Origin of the sequence: Burkholderia catarinensis (genome assembly GCF_001883705.2) — a bacterium.
GTDB lineage: Bacteria > Pseudomonadota > Gammaproteobacteria > Burkholderiales > Burkholderiaceae > Burkholderia > Burkholderia catarinensis.
Map to the genome: position 1 here is coordinate 205,979 of NZ_MDEQ02000011.1, position 15,391 is coordinate 221,369.

The window sequence follows — 15,391 nt, forward strand, 5'->3', positions numbered from 1 at the left end:
GCGAATACGGACGAAAAAAATCCCGCCACCTGAGCCAGATGGCGGGACTGATTGAGTAGCGCTACTCAACCCACGGACACCACGTGAGTGCCCGGGTGGTGCTGGTCAGCCGCGATTACGGACGGCTGCCGGTCGGGAACGGCCATGCCGCTGCCGGGTTGAGCGCGGTCTTCGCGCCCGATGCCGGCGCGACCGATGCGGTCGACGCGGTCGTTGCCGGCGCAGCCTTCTTCACGACGGCCTTCTTCGGTGCAGCGGCCTTCTTCGCGGGAGCAGCAGCCGTCTTCGCCGGAGCAGCAGCCTTCTTCGCAGGGGCAGCCTTCTTGGCGGGCGCAGCCTTCTTCGCAGCAGCCTTCTTGGCAGGCGCGGCCTTCTTCGCAGCAGCCTTCTTCGCCGGCGCGGCCTTCTTCGCAGCAGCCTTCTTCGCCGGTGCGGCCTTCTTCGCAGCAACCTTCTTCACCGCAACTTTCTTCGCTGCGACCTTCTTGGCTGCAACCTTCTTCGCAGCGGCCTTCTTAGCCGGTGCCGCCTTCTTCGCAGCAACCTTCTTCACCGCAACTTTCTTCGCTGCGACCTTCTTGGCTGCAACCTTCTTCGTTGCGACCTTCTTCGTTGCGACCTTCTTTGCAGCGGCCTTCTTCGCCGGTGCTGCCTTCTTCGCGGCAACCTTCTTCACCGCGACCTTCTTCGCAGCAACCTTCTTCACTGCAGCGGCCTTCTTCGCCGGAGCAGCAGCCTTCTTCGCAACGGTCTTCTTGGCAGCAACCTTCTTAGCAGCCGGTTTCTTCTTGGCAGTAGCCATGTTGTTCTCCTTCAGGTTCAGATGAGAGTCAGTTCAAACTACACCCTTCGTCAAAACCCGCTTCCCGCGGACGCTGTTCAGGACGTGCGCTTCGAAGCGGGCTATTCATCGGCGTACGCGGATACCACGCGCTTACGCTAATGAATACGGTATGGCGCGCGTGACCACCCGGCCTCGCGCGCCAAATCAAGTCGGTAGCCGGCGCACCTCGCGCCGCTACCCCTAATCGCTTGATCAAGCGGACCGCCACACGGCCGTCCGCTTTTTCCGGAGGGAAGTTTGCCCATCCCACTGAAGGGTTCGCAAAGTGCCGGTCGTATCGTTGGGCCGTTAAGGCACCGGGCATGCTTTGCATCAGGCGTTCTTGCTCCTAAACCTTGGGCCGGGGCCGAGAGGCCGCCGGCTGCTCCATCATGTAACGGGTTCGCTGCTGCGGGTTATTCCCAGGACAGCGCGCCCCCCGTCTGATACTCGATCACACGCGTCTCGAAGAAGTTGCGTTCCTTCTTCAGGTCGATCATCTCGCTCATCCACGGGAACGGGTTTTCCTCGTTCGGATACAGCGGGTCGAGGCCGATCTGCTGGCAACGGCGGTTGCTGATGAAGCGCAGATAGCTCTTGAACATCGACGCGTTCAAACCCAGCACGCCGCGCGGCATCGTGTCCTCGGCGTAGCGGTATTCGAGTTCGACAGCCTGCTTGAACAGCTCGCGGATCTCGGCGCGGAATTCCGCGGTCCAGAGATGCGGATTCTCGAGCTTGATCTGGTTGATCAGGTCGATGCCGAAATTGCAGTGCATCGACTCGTCGCGCAGGATGTACTGATATTGCTCTGCAGCACCCGTCATCTTGTTCTGGCGGCCGAGCGCGAGGATCTGCGTGAACCCGACATAGAAGAACAGGCCTTCCATGATGCAGGCGAACACGATCAGCGACTTCAGCAGCTTCTGATCCGCTTCGAGCGTGCCGGTCTTGAAAGCCGGATCCGTCAGCGTGTGGATGAACGGGATCAGGAATTCGTCCTTCGCGCGGATCGACGTAACCTCGTGGTACGCGTTGAAGATCTCGCCTTCGTCGAGACCGAGCGATTCGACAATGTATTGGTACGCGTGCGTGTGGATCGCCTCTTCGAACGCCTGGCGCAGCAGGAACTGCCGGCACTCGGGCGCCGTGATGTGGCGGTACGTGCCGAGCACGATGTTGTTCGCCGCGAGCGAATCGGCCGTCACGAAGAAGCCGAGGTTGCGCTTCACGATGCGGCGCTCGTCCTCGGTCAGACCGTTCGGGTCCTTCCACAGAGCGATGTCGCGGGACATGTTGATTTCCTGCGGCATCCAGTGGTTCGCGCAACCGGCCAGATACTTTTCCCACGCCCACTTGTACTTGAACGGCACCAGCTGATTGACGTCAGTCTGGCCGTTGATGATGCGCTTGTCGGCGACATTGACCCGCGCTTCCGAACCGCCGGCGGGAACAGCCGATGCTTGCGGCGGCACCGCAAGATCGCCTTCGAAAATGTCGCGGACCTGATGGGCGGCAGGTGCTGCGACCTGCATTCCGACAGCCGTTCCGGCGGACGTGCGCATCGCGTTTTGCTGCGCTCCGCTCGCGGGAGTTACGGCAGTCTTCTCTTCATCCCAGTTGAGCATAAATTCTCACCATCAATTTAGAACGGTTTGTACCATCTTTTCCTGAGCGATAAAAGGGTTCGCTCACGAAAAATCCTTTTTTCGATTCGCGTTGCGACCTCGATACAACACTTTGAGCAACGCATCGTCGTTCATGCAGAGCGCGACGTGTGTCGCGCTTGTATCGCGAGGTGCGCTCGACGCATCGAACGCTGATCGAAACGCGACGCCGTCGGGGATGTTTCGATCGCTTGTCACTGCCTGCAACGCAGGTGCCGCGTTACAGATTCCTTATCATTTTTTTAGTTGAGAGCGGCGCACACTTCAACCTCGATCGGTCGTCGTGTGCGCCGCCCGAACCTTCTTCAGGTCAGGCGCGTTGCGTTACTGGCACGCTTCGCACTCGTCGAAGCCAGGATCGCCCGGACGCATCGTGCACACCGGACCGTCTGCCTCGACCGGCGCGAGTGCCGGCGCCGCATTGATCGCGCCCGACGACGCAGCGCCGCCCGCCGCACCGAAACCGCCTGCCGCGCCTTGCGCGCCGCCGCTGCTCGAACCGCCACCTGCACCGCCGCCCGTCGGCACCGCGTTCAGCGCGCCGTGTGCGACCGTCGACTTCTCCACGTGCGTCGCGGCCATCGTGCGCAGGTAGTAGGTCGTCTTCAGGCCGCGCAGCCATGCGAGCTTGTAGACCTCGTCGAGCTTCTTGCCCGACGCGCCGCCCATGTAGATGTTCAGCGACTGCGCCTGGTCGATCCACTTCTGGCGACGCGATGCCGCTTCGACCAGCCACGTCGGGTCGAGCTCGAACGCGGTCGCGTAGATCGCGCGCAGGTCGGCCGGGATGCGGTCGATGCGCGACAGCATGCCGTCGAAGTACTTCAGGTCGGCGACCATCACTTCGTCCCACAGGCCGCGTTCCTTCAGGTCGCGAACCAGGTACTCGTTCACCACCGTGAATTCGCCCGACAGGTTCGACTTCACGTACAGGTTCTGGAAGGTCGGCTCGATGCACGCCGACACGCCGATGATGTTCGAGATCGTCGCCGTCGGCGCGATCGCGACGCAGTTCGAGTTGCGCATGCCGTGCGCGGCGATCCGCGAACGCAGCGTCGTCCAGTCGAGCGACTCGGACGTGTCGACCTCGACGTAGCCGCCGCGCGCTTCCGTCAGCAGCTTCAGCGTGTCCTGCGGGAGGATGCCGCGATCCCACAGCGAGCCGCGATAGCTCGAGTAGCGGCCGCGCTCTTCGGCCAGCTCCGTCGACGCGTAGTACGCGTAGTAGCAGACCGCTTCCATCGAACGGTCGGCGAACTCGACCGCCGCTTCCGACGCGTACGGCGTGCGCAGCAGGTGCAGGCAGTCCTGGAAGCCCATGATGCCCATGCCGACCGGGCGGTGCTTCAGGTTCGAGTTACGCGCCTTCGGCACCGCGTAGTAGTTGATGTCGATCACGTTGTCGAGCATGCGCATCGCGACGCTGATCGTGCGCTGCAGCTTGTCGTGGTCGAGCGCGTAGCTGCCGTCGGCCTGCTTCACCAGGTGGGCGACGAGGTTCACCGAGCCGAGGTTGCACACCGCGATTTCGGTGTCGCTCGTGTTCAGCGTGATTTCCGTGCACAGGTTCGACGAATGGACGACACCGACGTGCTGCTGCGGCGAGCGGATGTTGCACGGATCCTTGAACGTGATCCACGGGTGGCCCGTCTCGAACAGCATGCCGAGCATCTTGCGCCAGAGCTGCTGCGCCGGGATCTTCTTGAACAGCTTGATCTCGCCGCGCGCGACCTTGTCTTCGTAAGCCGTGTAAGCTGCCTCGAACTCCGCGCCGAACTTGTCGTGCAGGTCCGGGCAGGTCGACGGCGAGAACAGCGTCCAGTCGGTGCCTTCCATCACGCGCTTCATGAACAGGTCGGGAATCCAGTTCGCCGTGTTCATGTCGTGCGTGCGGCGGCGGTCGTCGCCCGTGTTCTTGCGCAGCTCGAGGAACTCCTCGATGTCGAGGTGCCACGACTCGAGGTACGCGCAGACCGCGCCCTTGCGCTTGCCGCCCTGGTTGACCGCGACGGCCGTGTCGTTCACGACCTTCAGGAACGGGACCACGCCTTGCGACTTGCCGTTCGTGCCCTTGATATGCGAGCCGAGTGCGCGCACGCGCGTCCAGTCGTTGCCCAGACCGCCGGCGAACTTCGACAGCAGCGCGTTTTCCTTCAGCGCCTCATAAATGCCGTCGAGATCGTCCGCGACCGTCGTCAGGTAGCACGACGACAACTGCGAACGGTGGGTGCCCGAGTTGAACAGCGTCGGCGTCGAGCTCATGAAGTCGAAGCTCGACAGCACGTTGTAGAACTCGATCGCGCGCGTTTCGCGGTCGATCTCGTTCAGCGACAGGCCCATCGCGACGCGCATGAAGAATGCCTGCGGCATTTCGATGCGGGTGCCTTCGACGTGCAGGAAGTAACGGTCGTACAGCGTCTGCAGGCCGAGGTAGCCGAACTGCATGTCGCGGCTCGCGTCGAGCGCGTCACCGAGGCGCTTCAGGTCGAACTGCAGCAGCTTGTCGTCGAGCAGGCCGGCGTCGACGCCGCGCTTCAGGAACTGCGGGAAGTATTCCGTGTAACGGTCCGACATCTCGGACTGGAGCACTTCCTCGCCGAGGATCTCGCGGCGAATCGTGTGCAGCAGGATGCGGGCCGTGACCTGGCTGTATGCCGGATCCTTCTCGATCATCGTGCGCGCAGCGAGGATCGCCGAGTCGTAGACCTGGCTCATCGGCACGCCGTCGTACAGGTTCTTCACCGTCTCCGCGACGATCGGCTCAGGGTTAACCGCAGCGCCGAGGCCGTCGCACGACGACACGATCAGCGCGCGCAGCGCGTTCATGTCGAGCGGACGCGAGACGCCGTTGTCGACGACGTTGATGCCGGTGCTCGCCTCGCCGCCCGCCGTCGCTTCCTCGCCCGCATGCTGGCGCTCGAGGTGACGCTTCTCGCGATACAGCACGTACGCACGCGCGACGTTGTGCTCGCCGCCGCGCATCAGCGCCAGTTCGACCTGGTCCTGGATGTCTTCGATATGGAACGTACCGCCGTTCGGGCGGCTGCGCACGAGCGCGCGCACGACGTTGTGCGTCAGTTGCTCGACCTGCTCGCGCACGCGCGCCGATGCCGCGCCCTGCCCGCCGTTGACGGCCAGGAAAGCCTTCGTCACCGCGATCGCGATCTTCGAAGGCTCGAACGACACCACGCTGCCGTTGCGGCGGATCACCTTGTAGTCGGCGAACGTGGCTTGCGGCGCGAGCGCCTGCGCGCCCTGTTCGGTCCCGCCGAGCGGACGGCTCGAGGCGCTCTCGTACTGGGACGTCGCGTTGTCGGTGGTTTGCATGTGCAAAGCTCCTGGTGTTGGATGGTGCGGAGAGAACCGCGGATTAAAACGAACGCTGCGCAACGCGGTGCGCGAGCGGTAAGAGGCGAGCGATGCGCCGGGGAAGCCGGTTCGGTCGATGCGCGACAACCGATCCGGTCGTGTGCTTCATCATGTATACCCTGCCCCGTCGAAGTTCGCTGCGCTGATCGCGACGCCCGGACCGCCCGGCCTGACGCGCCGCCCTGAGAACCCTGTCCGCCGGCGTTGCCCGCCGGCCGGTGCCGCTCGGGTTTCCCCTGCGACACACACTATATCTAGTGCAGAACTGCTCAACTGGCACCAAGTATAGTGGACATTCGGAGGACGTCCAAACGGATAATTTGCGATAGAGGCCTTGACATCGCTCACGCGCCGACACGACAAGGCATTGGTCGGAGAAAAAACTTTCTCCGGTCAAAAATCCCCGCGATCAGTGCTGACGGAAAGGAAAGTATTCGGCGGAAAAACCGGCATCGCTCGCGAAGCGTTGCCAATCGAAGTGCGGGCCCGGGTCGGTCTTGCGGCCCGGCGCGACGTCCGAGTGCCCCGCGAATGCGTCGACCGGGTAGCGCGCGGCGAGCGCGCGGGAGAGTGCGGCGAGCATCGCATATTGCGCGTCGTCGAACGGCACGTCGTCCGCGCCTTCGAGCTCGATGCCGATCGAGAAGTCGTTGCAGCGCGACCGGCCGAAGAATTCGGACGAGCCCGCATGCCACGCGCGCTCGTCGCACGACACGAACTGCACGAGTTCGCCGCCGCGGCGGATCAGGAAGTGCGCGGACACGCGCACGCCGCGCAGGTGGCTCTGGTAATAGGGGTGCGCATCGCAGTCGAGACGATTCAGGAACAGCGCCTCGATCGCGTCACCGCCGAATTCGCCGGGCGGCAGGCTGATGTTGTGGACGATCACGAGCGTCGGCACCGCGCCCGCGGGCCGCGCCTCGAGGTTCGGCGACGGCGCATGGCGCGCTGCGCGCACCCAGCCGTTCGCGTCGACCGACAGCGGCGGCGCGTCGCTCATCGTGCGTCGTGACCGCTCGCGCGCGCTGCGTGGCGCCGGGCGTGCTCGGCGCTGCAGAAGTATTCGCTGTTCGCGGCGACGGCGTCGCCCTTCGGCGCATGCACGCCGCATTCGGCACAGCGCACCATCGGCTCGGGCAGCGACCGCATGTCGCCGTCCGGGCGCGCGGCACCAGCGCTGCCGGGGCCGGGCGCGCCGTCGTGACCGGCGCCGCGGCCGGTGCGCGCCTGCGCTTGCTCCTGGGCCTGGCGCAGCTTGCGCGCAGCCCACGAACCAGCGAAGAAGAGAAGAATCAGGAGAAGAATCTGTCGCATCGGAAACCTGCGGTCAAACCACGGAACGGTGCAGCAGCACCTCGAAAACGAACCGGCTGCCGACATATGCGAGCAGCAGCGCGGTGAACGACACGAGCACCCAGCGCGCGGCGCCGCGCCCGCGCCAGCCCGACGTCTTGCGGGCGACCAGCAGGCCGCCGAACATCAGCCACGACAGGATCGCGAACACGGTCTTGTGGTCGAGCCGCAGCGCGCGCGCGTCGACCTGCTCGCTGAACAGGATGCCCGACGCGAGCGTCAGCGTAAGCAGCACGAAGCCTGCGCCGATCAGGCGGAACAGCAGCTTCTCGAGCGTGAGCAGCGGCGGCAGCGTTTCGAGCCAGCTCGCGATCCAGCCCGTCGAGCCGCCGTGCCCGCCGCTGCGCAGCGACTGCAGGCGCCGCTCGACCATCAGCATCAGGATCGCGTGCAGCGCCGCGATCGCGAACAGGCCGTACGCGATGTTCGCGATCAGGAAGTGCAGCTTGAACAGCGGCGCTGCGGCATAAGGAAGCACTCGCACGCCGCCGAACACGAGCGGCAGCAGCGACGCGCCGCACGCGAGCGGCAGCACGAGCAGGCGCAGGCTGTCGAGCGGGAAGAAGAAGCTCTCGATCCAGTAGATGCCGGCGCCGAGCCAGAACATCGCGGACAGCGCGAACGCGAAGCCGAACACCATCGCGTCGTTCGGGAAGATCGTCGTATGGAGCAGCACGCCGTGCGCGACGAGCGCGGCGAACAGCAGCGCGCGGCCGGCCCCGCTCATCCCGGACGCGGCGGACGCGGGAACCGGCACGGCCGGCACGCTCGCGACGAGCGGCGTCGCGCCCTGACGGTGCGTGCGCCAGCCTGCGACGGCGAGGCCGCCGTACAGGAATGCGGTGAGGGCATACAGTACAATATCCATGTTCGAAGTTTACACTAGGCCCCCTTCCCGCGACGGCTCCCTTTGTTCGGTTCCGCCGCGCCTTCGGGCCCCACTGTCCATCGCTCCCCATGCTCGACAATCTCACTCAACGGATGGCGCGCGTCGTCAAGACGCTGCGCGGCGAGGCCCGGCTCACCGAGGCGAACACCCAGGAGATGCTCCGCGAGGTGCGTCTCGCGCTGCTGGAAGCCGACGTCTCGCTGCCGGTCGTCCGCGAATTCATCGCCAAGGTCAAGGAAAAGGCGCTCGGCGAAGACGTGATCAGCAGCCTGTCGCCGGGTCAGGCGCTCGTCGGCGTGGTCCAGAAGGAACTGACCGCCGTGATCGGCGGCGACTACGAAGGCAAGGCCGCCGAGCTGAACCTCGCGGTCACGCCGCCCGCCGTGATCCTGATGGCCGGCCTGCAGGGCGCGGGCAAGACCACGACCGCCGGCAAGCTCGCGAAGCTGCTGCGCGAGAAGTACAAGAAGAAAGTGCTGACCGTGTCGTGCGACGTGTATCGCCCGGCCGCGATCATGCAGCTGAAAACGGTGAGCGAACAGGTCGGCGCCGACTTCTTCCCGTCGACGCCGGACCAGAAGCCCGTCGACATCGCGCTCGCGGCCGTCGACTGGGCGAAGCGTCACTACCATGACGTGCTGATCGTCGATACGGCCGGCCGTCTCGGCATCGACGAGGCGATGATGCAGGAAATCGCCGCGCTGCACGACACGCTGAAGCCGGCCGAAACGCTGTTCGTCGTCGACGCGATGCTCGGCCAGGACGCGGTCAACACCGCGAAGGCGTTCAACGACACGCTGCCGCTCACCGGCGTCGTGCTGACCAAGCTCGACGGCGATTCGCGCGGCGGCGCCGCGCTGTCGGTACGTCACATCACGGGCAAGCCGATCAAGTTCGTCGGCGTCGCCGAGAAGCTCGACGGCCTCGAGGTGTTCCACCCGGACCGGATGGCGAACCGGATCCTCGGCATGGGCGACATCCTCGCGCTCGTCGAGGAGGCGCAGCGCGGCGTCGACGTGCAGGCCGCGCAGAAACTCGCCGACAAGGTCAAGAAAGGCGGCGACTTCGACCTGAACGATTTCCGCGCGCAGATCTCGCAGATGAAGAACATGGGCGGCCTGTCGTCGCTGATGGACAAGCTGCCCGCGCAATTCCAGCAGGCGGCGGCCGGCGCCGACATGGGCCAAGCCGAAAAGCAGATCCGCCGGATGGAAGGCATCATCAGCTCGATGACGCCCACCGAGCGAGCGAAACCCGAGATCATCAAGGCGACGCGCAAGCGCCGCATTGCAGCCGGCGCGGGCGTGCCGGTGCAGGAAGTCAACCGGATGCTGAACCAGTACGACCAGATGCGTACGATGATGAAGAAGCTGAAGGGCGGCAACATGCAGAAGATGATGCGCGGCCTGAAGGGCATGATGCCCGGCATGCGCTGATTCCGCCCGTCGGCCGGCGCGCGGGTTTTTGCTGTAGCGCGCGCCGTCCGTTCTGCTTCATTCTTATTTGTATACCGACTGCCCGCCAGAACACATGAACCGCGAAGAAGCCCTCCATATTTTCAACCACTCCGAAGAGATCGTCTCGTCCGACGCCGTCAACGCGTCGATCTCCCGGATGGCCGACGCGATCCGCGCCGAGATCGGCGACGCGTTCCCGCTCGTTCTCTCGGTGATGGGCGGCGCCGCGGTGTTTACCGGGATGCTGCTGCCGCATCTCGATTTCCCGCTCGAATTCGACTACATCCACCTGACCCGCTACCGCAACACGACGCAGGGCAGCCCGGAAATGCACTGGCGCGTCGCGCCGCGCGAATCGGTGAAAGACCGGATCGTGCTCGTGCTCGACGACATCCTCGACGAAGGCGAGACGATGGCCGCGATCCGCGACCGCATCCTCGACATGGGCGCGCAGCGCTTCATGTCGGCCGTGCTGTGCGAGAAGACGCTCGCGAAGGCGAAACCGCTGCACCCGGACTTCTGCGGCTTCCCGGTGCCGGACCGCTACGTGTTCGGCTGCGGGATGGATGCGAAGGGCTACTGGCGCAACCTGCCGACGATCCGCGCGCTGACCGCGAACGTCTGAGCACCCCGCTCCGCACGATATAAACAGAAAGCGGCGCTCCGGTTTCCCGGAGCGCCGCTTTTTCATGGGCGCGCGCCGCCCAGCCCTACAGCTGGTGCACGAACGCCCGGATGCCGCCCAGCATCATTTCGACCGAAATCGCGACGAGCACGAGGCCCATCAGCCGCTCGAACGCCGCGACGGTCCGCTCGCCGATCCATTGCTGGATCCGCTCGGCCAGCACCAGCGTGACCGCGCAGACGATCATCGTGACCGTCAGCGCGCCAATCCACTCGAGCATCTTGCCGGGCGCCTGCGACGTCAGCAGCATGACCGTCGCGAGCGCGGACGGCCCGGCGAGTGCCGGAATCGCGAGCGGCACGATGAACGGTTCGCCGCCCGCGCGCGGATCGCTGCCGAGCGCGCCGTCCGGATGCGGAAAGATCATCCGCAGCGCGATCAGGAACAGCACGATCCCGCCACCAAGCCGCAACGACAGGTCGGTGAGGCTCATCATCCGCAGGAAGCGGTCGCCGACCACCATGAAGAACAGCAGGATCACGAATGCGATCCCCACTTCGCGCAGGATCAGCTTCACGCGCCGCTCGCGCGGCACATCCCGCATCGCCGAAATGAACAGCGGGATGTTGCCGAGCGGATCGGTGATCAGCACGAGAAGCACGGTGGCCGACAGGAACGTGTATTCCATCGTGTCCCCCGGTCGCCGCGCTTAGTGCGCGAGCGCGGCGCGGATCTTCTCCGCGACCGTCGCCGCGGCAGCGTCGGCCGGCAGCAGCGTCGCTTCGGCGTCGCGGCGGCCCTGGTACTCGATCTTGCCTTCCTTCAGGCCGCGCTCGCCGATTACCAGGCGATGCGGCACGCCGATCAACTCCCAGTCGGCGAACATCACGCCCGGGCGCTCGCCGCGATCGTCGAGGATCACGTCGATGCCGGCCGCGGCGAGTTCCGCGTACAGCTTGTCGGCAGCCTCGCGCACCATTTCGCTGCGGTCATAGCCCATCGGGCACAGCACGACTTCGAACGGCGCGATCGATTCGGGCCAGATGATGCCCTTGTCGTCGAAGTTCTGTTCGATCGCCGCACCGAGAATGCGCGTGACGCCGACGCCGTAGCAGCCCATCAGCATCGGCTGCGGCTTGCCCGATTCGTCGAGGAACGTCGCGCCCATCGCTTCCGAATACTTGGTGCCGAGCTGGAACACGTGGCCGACCTCGATGCCGCGGCAGATGTCGATCACGCCCTTGCCGTCCGGCGACTGATCGCCCTTCTTCACGTTGCGCACATCGGCGACGTCCGGCTCGGGCAGGTCGCGGCCCCAGTTCACGCCGGCGATGTGATAGTCGACCTCGTTCGCGCCGACGACGAAATCGCTCATGTTCGCGACCGTGCGGTCCGCGATCACCTTCACCGGCTTCTTCGTGCCGACCGGGCCGAGATAGCCCGGCGGCGTGCCGAACCACTCGACGATTTCCTGCTCGGTCGCGAAGCGATGGTTATTCAGGCCCGGCAGCTTCGACACCTTGATCTCGTTCAGGTCGTGATCGCCGCGCAGCATCACGAGCCAGATGGTCGGCTCGGCGCCTTCGTTGTCGGTCGCGAGCACGATCGACTTGATCGTGCGCTCGAGCGGGATCGCCAGCAGCTCGGCGACGGCCTCGCACTTCGCCTTGCCGGGCGTCGCGACCTTCTCCATCGCTTCGGCCGGCGCCGCGCGCTCGGGCGTCAGCGGCAGCGCTTCGGCGGCCTCGACGTTCGCCGCGAACTCCGACGTCGGGCAGTAGGCGATCGCGTCCTCGCCGGTATCGGCGATCACGTGGAACTCGTGCGAGAAGTTGCCGCCGATCGAGCCGCTGTCGGCCGCGACCGCACGGAATTCGAGGCCGAGGCGCGTGAAGATGCGCACGTACGCGTCGTACATCTTGCGATACGACTCGTTCAGGCCCGCCGCGTCCTTGTCGAACGAATACGCGTCCTTCATGATGAATTCGCGGCCGCGCATCACGCCGAAGCGCGGGCGGATCTCGTCGCGGAACTTCGTCTGGATCTGGTAGAAGTTTACCGGCATCTGCCGGTAGCTCTTGATCTGGTTGCGCGCGATGTCGGTGACGACTTCCTCGTGCGTCGGCCCGATCACGAAATCGTTGTCCTTGCGGTCCTTGAAGCGCAGCAGCTCGGGACCGTACTGCTCCCAGCGGCCCGACTCCTGCCACAGCTCGGCCGGCTGTACGGCCGGCATCAGCAGCTCGATGGCGCCCGCCCGGTTCATTTCCTCGCGCACGATCGCCTCGACCTTGCGAATCGAACGCAGGCCGACCGGCAGGTAGTTATAGATGCCGCCGGCGACGCGACGGATCATGCCGGCGCGTACCATCAGCTTGTGGCTGACGATCTCTGCGTCGGCGGGTGCTTCTTTCAGGGTGCCGATAAAGAAACGGGAAGCTTTCATGCGGACGGTTCCAAAAACGGCGCCCCCAGGCGGGGGCGCCCGAAAAAGTTTCAAGGTGAAAAAGCTGCGCGCGACGAACGACGATGGCGCAGATGACATAGCAGACTAATCAGGGACAATTCAACCGGCACGCCCGTGCGGATTCGCTCCGTCACGGTGCGCAGCGCCCGTTATCTGTTTATAATCAAAGCAATTTTAAAGGATTCGAAGGTGGTTGTATGCTGGATCGTGAAGGCTTTCGCCCGAACGTCGGCATCATCCTCTTGAACGCGCACAACGAGGTGTTTTGGGGCAAGCGGCTCCGCGAGCATTCCTGGCAGTTTCCTCAAGGTGGGATCAAGTACGGCGAGACCCCCATGCAGGCGATGTACCGGGAACTGCACGAGGAAACGGGCCTGCATCCGGAACACGTCAAGATCATCGGCCGCACTCGCGACTGGTTGCGTTACGAGGTGCCTGACAAGTTCATCAAACGCGAAGTACGCGGTCATTACCGCGGCCAGAAGCAGATCTGGTTCCTGCTGCGGATGGTTGGACGCGATTGCGACATTTGCTTGCGCGCGACCGATCACCCGGAGTTCGATGCGTGGCGCTGGAACGAGTACTGGGTGCCGCTCGATGCGGTGATCGAGTTCAAGCGGGATGTCTATCAGTTGGCGCTGACGGAACTGTCGCGCTTCCTGCGCCGCCCGGCGCAGCGAGCCGAAAAGCCGCGCGGGCCGCGTCTGTCGCGCTATCCGCGCGTCATTGGCGTACAGGCCCAGCAGACGCTGACGATTGTCGACACATCGGTAGTCTGTTCGGAGATTGAAGTGGAAGCGAGCACGCTCGACGAGATGCCGCCCCACGTGATCGTCGGCAAATGACGAGTCGGACTGCATGACCGGGCGCGACCTTGGTGTCGCGCCCTTTTTTTACGAGGAATGCATATTGAAAGCGATTGCTCTCGCGCTCGCATCGATTGTCGCGGCGGCCACGCTGGCTGGTTGCGCGAATTCGAAGACGCCGACCAATAAGGATGACAGCGAGTTCGTGTATCTGCTGGACCGCCAGGGCACCTGGAAGGAAAACACGGTCGACTCGCTGCCGCCGCTACCGCAGACAGGCGACCTGCTGCCGTTCAACGTGTCGCAGAACACGCCGCTCAAGTTCTTCGTCGATGCGAAGTCGCTCGCGGTCGGCACCGATGGTGTCGTGCGCTACGCGGTCGTCATCACGAGCCCGGCCGGCGCGCGCAATGTGAACTACGAAGGCATCCGCTGCGATACCTACGAATGGCGCCAGTACGCCGGCCTGAATTCGGACCACGACGGCTGGGATCGCACGGTCGAGAACGACTGGCGGCGCATCGAGAATGGCGAGCTGAACGCCTACCACTCCGCGCTCTACCAGGACTACTTCTGTTCGAACAAGATGCCGCAGGGCACGACCCAGCAGATCCTGGAGAACATCCGGTTTCACCGCACCGCGATGACGCAGTTGCGCTGACGGCGCGCGGTGCGGGCCATCCAGCCGTTCCGCCGAATGAGAAAAGCCCGCTTCACGCGGGCTTTTTTATTTGACCACCCGAACCAGGACGGTTGGTCACACCAGCACGAGGTTGTCGCGATGGATCAGTTCGGGCTCCAGCATGTAGCCGAGCACGGACTCGATCTCGCCGCTCGGCCTGCGGTGAATCAGTTTCGTCTCCGCGCTGCTGTAGTTCGTGAGCCCGCGCGCCACTTCTCGCCCGTCGGGGCCGACACACGCGATCACCTCGCCGCGTGCGAACGCGCCCTGTACGCCGATCACGCCGATCGGCAGCAGGCTCTTGCCGCCGGCCGTCAGCTTCTCGACCGCGCCCGCGTCGATCACGACATGGCCGCGCACCTGCAGATGGTCGGCCATCCATTGCTTGCGCGCCGCCATCCGCGCGGTACGTGCGATCAGTTGCGTGCCGATCGCCTCGCCGGCCGCCAGACGCACGAGCACGTCGGACTCCCGGCCGCTCGCGATCACCGTATTCGCGCCGCTGTGCGCCGCACGCTTCGCCGCGAGGATCTTCGTCAGCATCCCGCCGCGTCCGAGGCTCGAACCCGCACCACCCGCCATCGCCTCGAGCTCCGGCGCGCCCGCGTTGGCCTCGGCGACGAGCGTCGCATTCGGGTCCTTGCGCGGATCGGCCGTGAACAGCCCCGACTGGTCGGTCAGGATGATCAGCGCGTCGCCTTCGATCAGGTTCGCAACGAGCGCGCCGAGCGTGTCGTTGTCGCCGAACTTGATTTCGTCGGTGACGACCGTGTCGTTCTCGTTGATGATCGGCACGACGCCAAGCCGCAGCAGCGTCAGCAGCGTCGAACGCGCATTCAGGTAACGCTCGCGGTCCGCCAGGTCGGCATGCGTGAGCAGGATCTGCGCGGTACGGATATCGTGCTCGGTGAAGCGGCTCTCATAGACCTGCGCGAGCCCCATCTGGCCGACTGCGGCGGCGGCCTGCAATTCGTCGATTTCCCGCGGACGCTTGCTCCAGCCGAGCCGCTGCATCCCTTCGGCAATCGCCCCCGAACTGACGAGCACGACTTCCTTGCCCTGAGCGCGCAGTGCGGCGATCTGGGCCGCCCAGCGGCCGATTGCGGCATGATCGAGCCCCTTGCCGTCGTTGGTCACGAGGCTGGAGCCCACCTTCACCACCAATCGCTTCGAATCCGCGATGATCGAACGCATCCTGCACTGTCTCCTGTATCTGAGCCTGCCCGGCCGGGCGCGATTGAAGCCGACGCCGG

At 64.8% G+C, this 15,391-nt stretch carries 14 protein-coding genes; 4 read left to right on the forward strand and 10 right to left on the reverse strand.

What is annotated here, in order from left to right; all coding sequences use genetic code 11:
- Positions 1 to 115: 115 nt before the first annotated feature.
- From BFF94_RS19680 to BFF94_RS19710, 7 genes are all read right to left on the reverse strand, one after another.
- A complete protein-coding gene (locus BFF94_RS19680; RefSeq protein WP_128844960.1) occupies positions 116 to 802 on the reverse strand; it encodes a histone H1-like DNA-binding protein in 687 nt (228 codons plus the stop codon).
- A 28-nt stretch (positions 803 to 830) separates the two neighbouring features.
- The gene (locus BFF94_RS19685; RefSeq protein ID WP_075122923.1) at positions 831 to 1,157 is read right to left on the reverse strand and encodes a hypothetical protein; all 327 of its coding nucleotides are present in this window, start codon (positions 1,155 to 1,157) and stop codon (positions 831 to 833) included.
- An 82-nt stretch (positions 1,158 to 1,239) separates the two neighbouring features.
- Complete coding sequence (locus BFF94_RS19690; protein ID WP_219139698.1) at positions 1,240 to 2,451, reverse strand: ribonucleotide-diphosphate reductase subunit beta; 1,212 nt, start codon at positions 2,449 to 2,451, stop codon at positions 1,240 to 1,242.
- A 363-nt stretch (positions 2,452 to 2,814) separates the two neighbouring features.
- The gene (locus BFF94_RS19695; RefSeq protein WP_128844965.1) at positions 2,815 to 5,817 is read right to left on the reverse strand and encodes a ribonucleoside-diphosphate reductase subunit alpha; all 3,003 of its coding nucleotides are present in this window, start codon (positions 5,815 to 5,817) and stop codon (positions 2,815 to 2,817) included.
- Between the two features lie 451 nt (positions 5,818 to 6,268).
- Positions 6,269 to 6,859 carry a 1,6-anhydro-N-acetylmuramyl-L-alanine amidase AmpD gene (gene ampD, locus BFF94_RS19700; protein ID WP_219139699.1) on the reverse strand — a complete coding sequence of 197 codons (591 nt, stop codon included), beginning with the start codon at positions 6,857 to 6,859 and terminating at the stop codon, positions 6,269 to 6,271.
- Entirely contained in the window at positions 6,856 to 7,173 is a 318-nt protein-coding gene (locus tag BFF94_RS19705; protein WP_219139700.1) for a PP0621 family protein, read from the reverse strand. Before BFF94_RS19705 ends, ampD begins: the two co-directional genes overlap by 4 nt.
- Before the next feature lie 13 nt (positions 7,174 to 7,186).
- Positions 7,187 to 8,080: a cytochrome C assembly family protein gene (locus BFF94_RS19710; RefSeq protein WP_128842157.1), complete on the reverse strand. Its 894-nt coding sequence runs from the start codon at positions 8,078 to 8,080 to the stop codon at positions 7,187 to 7,189.
- An 89-nt stretch (positions 8,081 to 8,169) separates the two neighbouring features.
- Between BFF94_RS19710 and ffh the strand changes: the two genes are divergently transcribed.
- A complete protein-coding gene (gene ffh, locus BFF94_RS19715) occupies positions 8,170 to 9,537 on the forward strand; it encodes a signal recognition particle protein (protein ID WP_128842158.1) in 1,368 nt (455 codons plus the stop codon).
- A gap of 94 nt (positions 9,538 to 9,631) precedes the next feature.
- Positions 9,632 to 10,183: a hypoxanthine-guanine phosphoribosyltransferase gene (locus tag BFF94_RS19720; RefSeq protein WP_128842159.1), complete on the forward strand. Its 552-nt coding sequence runs from the start codon at positions 9,632 to 9,634 to the stop codon at positions 10,181 to 10,183.
- Positions 10,184 to 10,268: 85 nt separating this feature from the next.
- Here the strand turns inward: BFF94_RS19720 and BFF94_RS19725 are convergent, their stop codons facing one another.
- Both BFF94_RS19725 and BFF94_RS19730 read right to left on the reverse strand, forming a co-directional pair.
- Complete coding sequence (locus BFF94_RS19725) at positions 10,269 to 10,871, reverse strand: MarC family protein (RefSeq protein WP_128842160.1); 603 nt, start codon at positions 10,869 to 10,871, stop codon at positions 10,269 to 10,271.
- 21 nt (positions 10,872 to 10,892) lie between these two features.
- Positions 10,893 to 12,629, reverse strand: a complete 1,737-nt coding sequence (locus tag BFF94_RS19730; RefSeq protein WP_219139701.1) for a proline--tRNA ligase — start codon at positions 12,627 to 12,629, stop codon at positions 10,893 to 10,895.
- 218 nt (positions 12,630 to 12,847) lie between these two features.
- Here BFF94_RS19730 and BFF94_RS19735 point away from each other — a divergent pair, with 218 nt between their 5' ends.
- Both BFF94_RS19735 and BFF94_RS19740 read left to right on the forward strand, forming a co-directional pair.
- Positions 12,848 to 13,495, forward strand: a complete 648-nt coding sequence (locus BFF94_RS19735) for an RNA pyrophosphohydrolase (protein WP_128842161.1) — start codon at positions 12,848 to 12,850, stop codon at positions 13,493 to 13,495.
- Between the two features lie 13 nt (positions 13,496 to 13,508).
- Positions 13,509 to 14,117, forward strand: a complete 609-nt coding sequence (locus BFF94_RS19740; protein WP_128842162.1) for a CNP1-like family protein — start codon at positions 13,509 to 13,511, stop codon at positions 14,115 to 14,117.
- A gap of 96 nt (positions 14,118 to 14,213) precedes the next feature.
- Here BFF94_RS19740 and proB read toward each other — a convergent pair whose 3' ends face one another.
- Positions 14,214 to 15,332 (reverse strand): glutamate 5-kinase, encoded by a 1,119-nt coding sequence (gene proB / locus BFF94_RS19745; RefSeq protein ID WP_128842163.1) that lies wholly within the window; start codon positions 15,330 to 15,332, stop codon positions 14,214 to 14,216.
- Positions 15,333 to 15,391: the final 59 nt, after the last annotated feature.

Bases quoted from the DNA above. Each gene is read 5' to 3' on its own strand.
- BFF94_RS19680 (WP_128844960.1), bottom strand. From the start codon at position 802: ATGGCTACTGCCAAGAAGAAACCGGCTGCTAAGAAGGTTGCTGCCAAG.
- BFF94_RS19685 (WP_075122923.1), bottom strand. From the start codon at position 1,157: ATGCAAAGCATGCCCGGTGCCTTAACGGCCCAACGATACGACCGGCAC.
- BFF94_RS19690 (WP_219139698.1), bottom strand. From the start codon at position 2,451: ATGCTCAACTGGGATGAAGAGAAGACTGCCGTAACTCCCGCGAGCGGA.
- BFF94_RS19695 (WP_128844965.1), bottom strand. From the start codon at position 5,817: ATGCAAACCACCGACAACGCGACGTCCCAGTACGAGAGCGCCTCGAGC.
- ampD (WP_219139699.1), bottom strand. From the start codon at position 6,859: ATGAGCGACGCGCCGCCGCTGTCGGTCGACGCGAACGGCTGGGTGCGC.
- BFF94_RS19705 (WP_219139700.1), bottom strand. From the start codon at position 7,173: ATGCGACAGATTCTTCTCCTGATTCTTCTCTTCTTCGCTGGTTCGTGG.
- BFF94_RS19710 (WP_128842157.1), bottom strand. From the start codon at position 8,080: ATGGATATTGTACTGTATGCCCTCACCGCATTCCTGTACGGCGGCCTC.
- ffh (WP_128842158.1), top strand. From the start codon at position 8,170: ATGCTCGACAATCTCACTCAACGGATGGCGCGCGTCGTCAAGACGCTG.
- BFF94_RS19720 (WP_128842159.1), top strand. From the start codon at position 9,632: ATGAACCGCGAAGAAGCCCTCCATATTTTCAACCACTCCGAAGAGATC.
- BFF94_RS19725 (WP_128842160.1), bottom strand. From the start codon at position 10,871: ATGGAATACACGTTCCTGTCGGCCACCGTGCTTCTCGTGCTGATCACC.
- BFF94_RS19730 (WP_219139701.1), bottom strand. From the start codon at position 12,629: ATGAAAGCTTCCCGTTTCTTTATCGGCACCCTGAAAGAAGCACCCGCC.
- BFF94_RS19735 (WP_128842161.1), top strand. From the start codon at position 12,848: ATGCTGGATCGTGAAGGCTTTCGCCCGAACGTCGGCATCATCCTCTTG.
- BFF94_RS19740 (WP_128842162.1), top strand. From the start codon at position 13,509: ATGACCGGGCGCGACCTTGGTGTCGCGCCCTTTTTTTACGAGGAATGC.
- proB (WP_128842163.1), bottom strand. From the start codon at position 15,332: ATGCGTTCGATCATCGCGGATTCGAAGCGATTGGTGGTGAAGGTGGGC.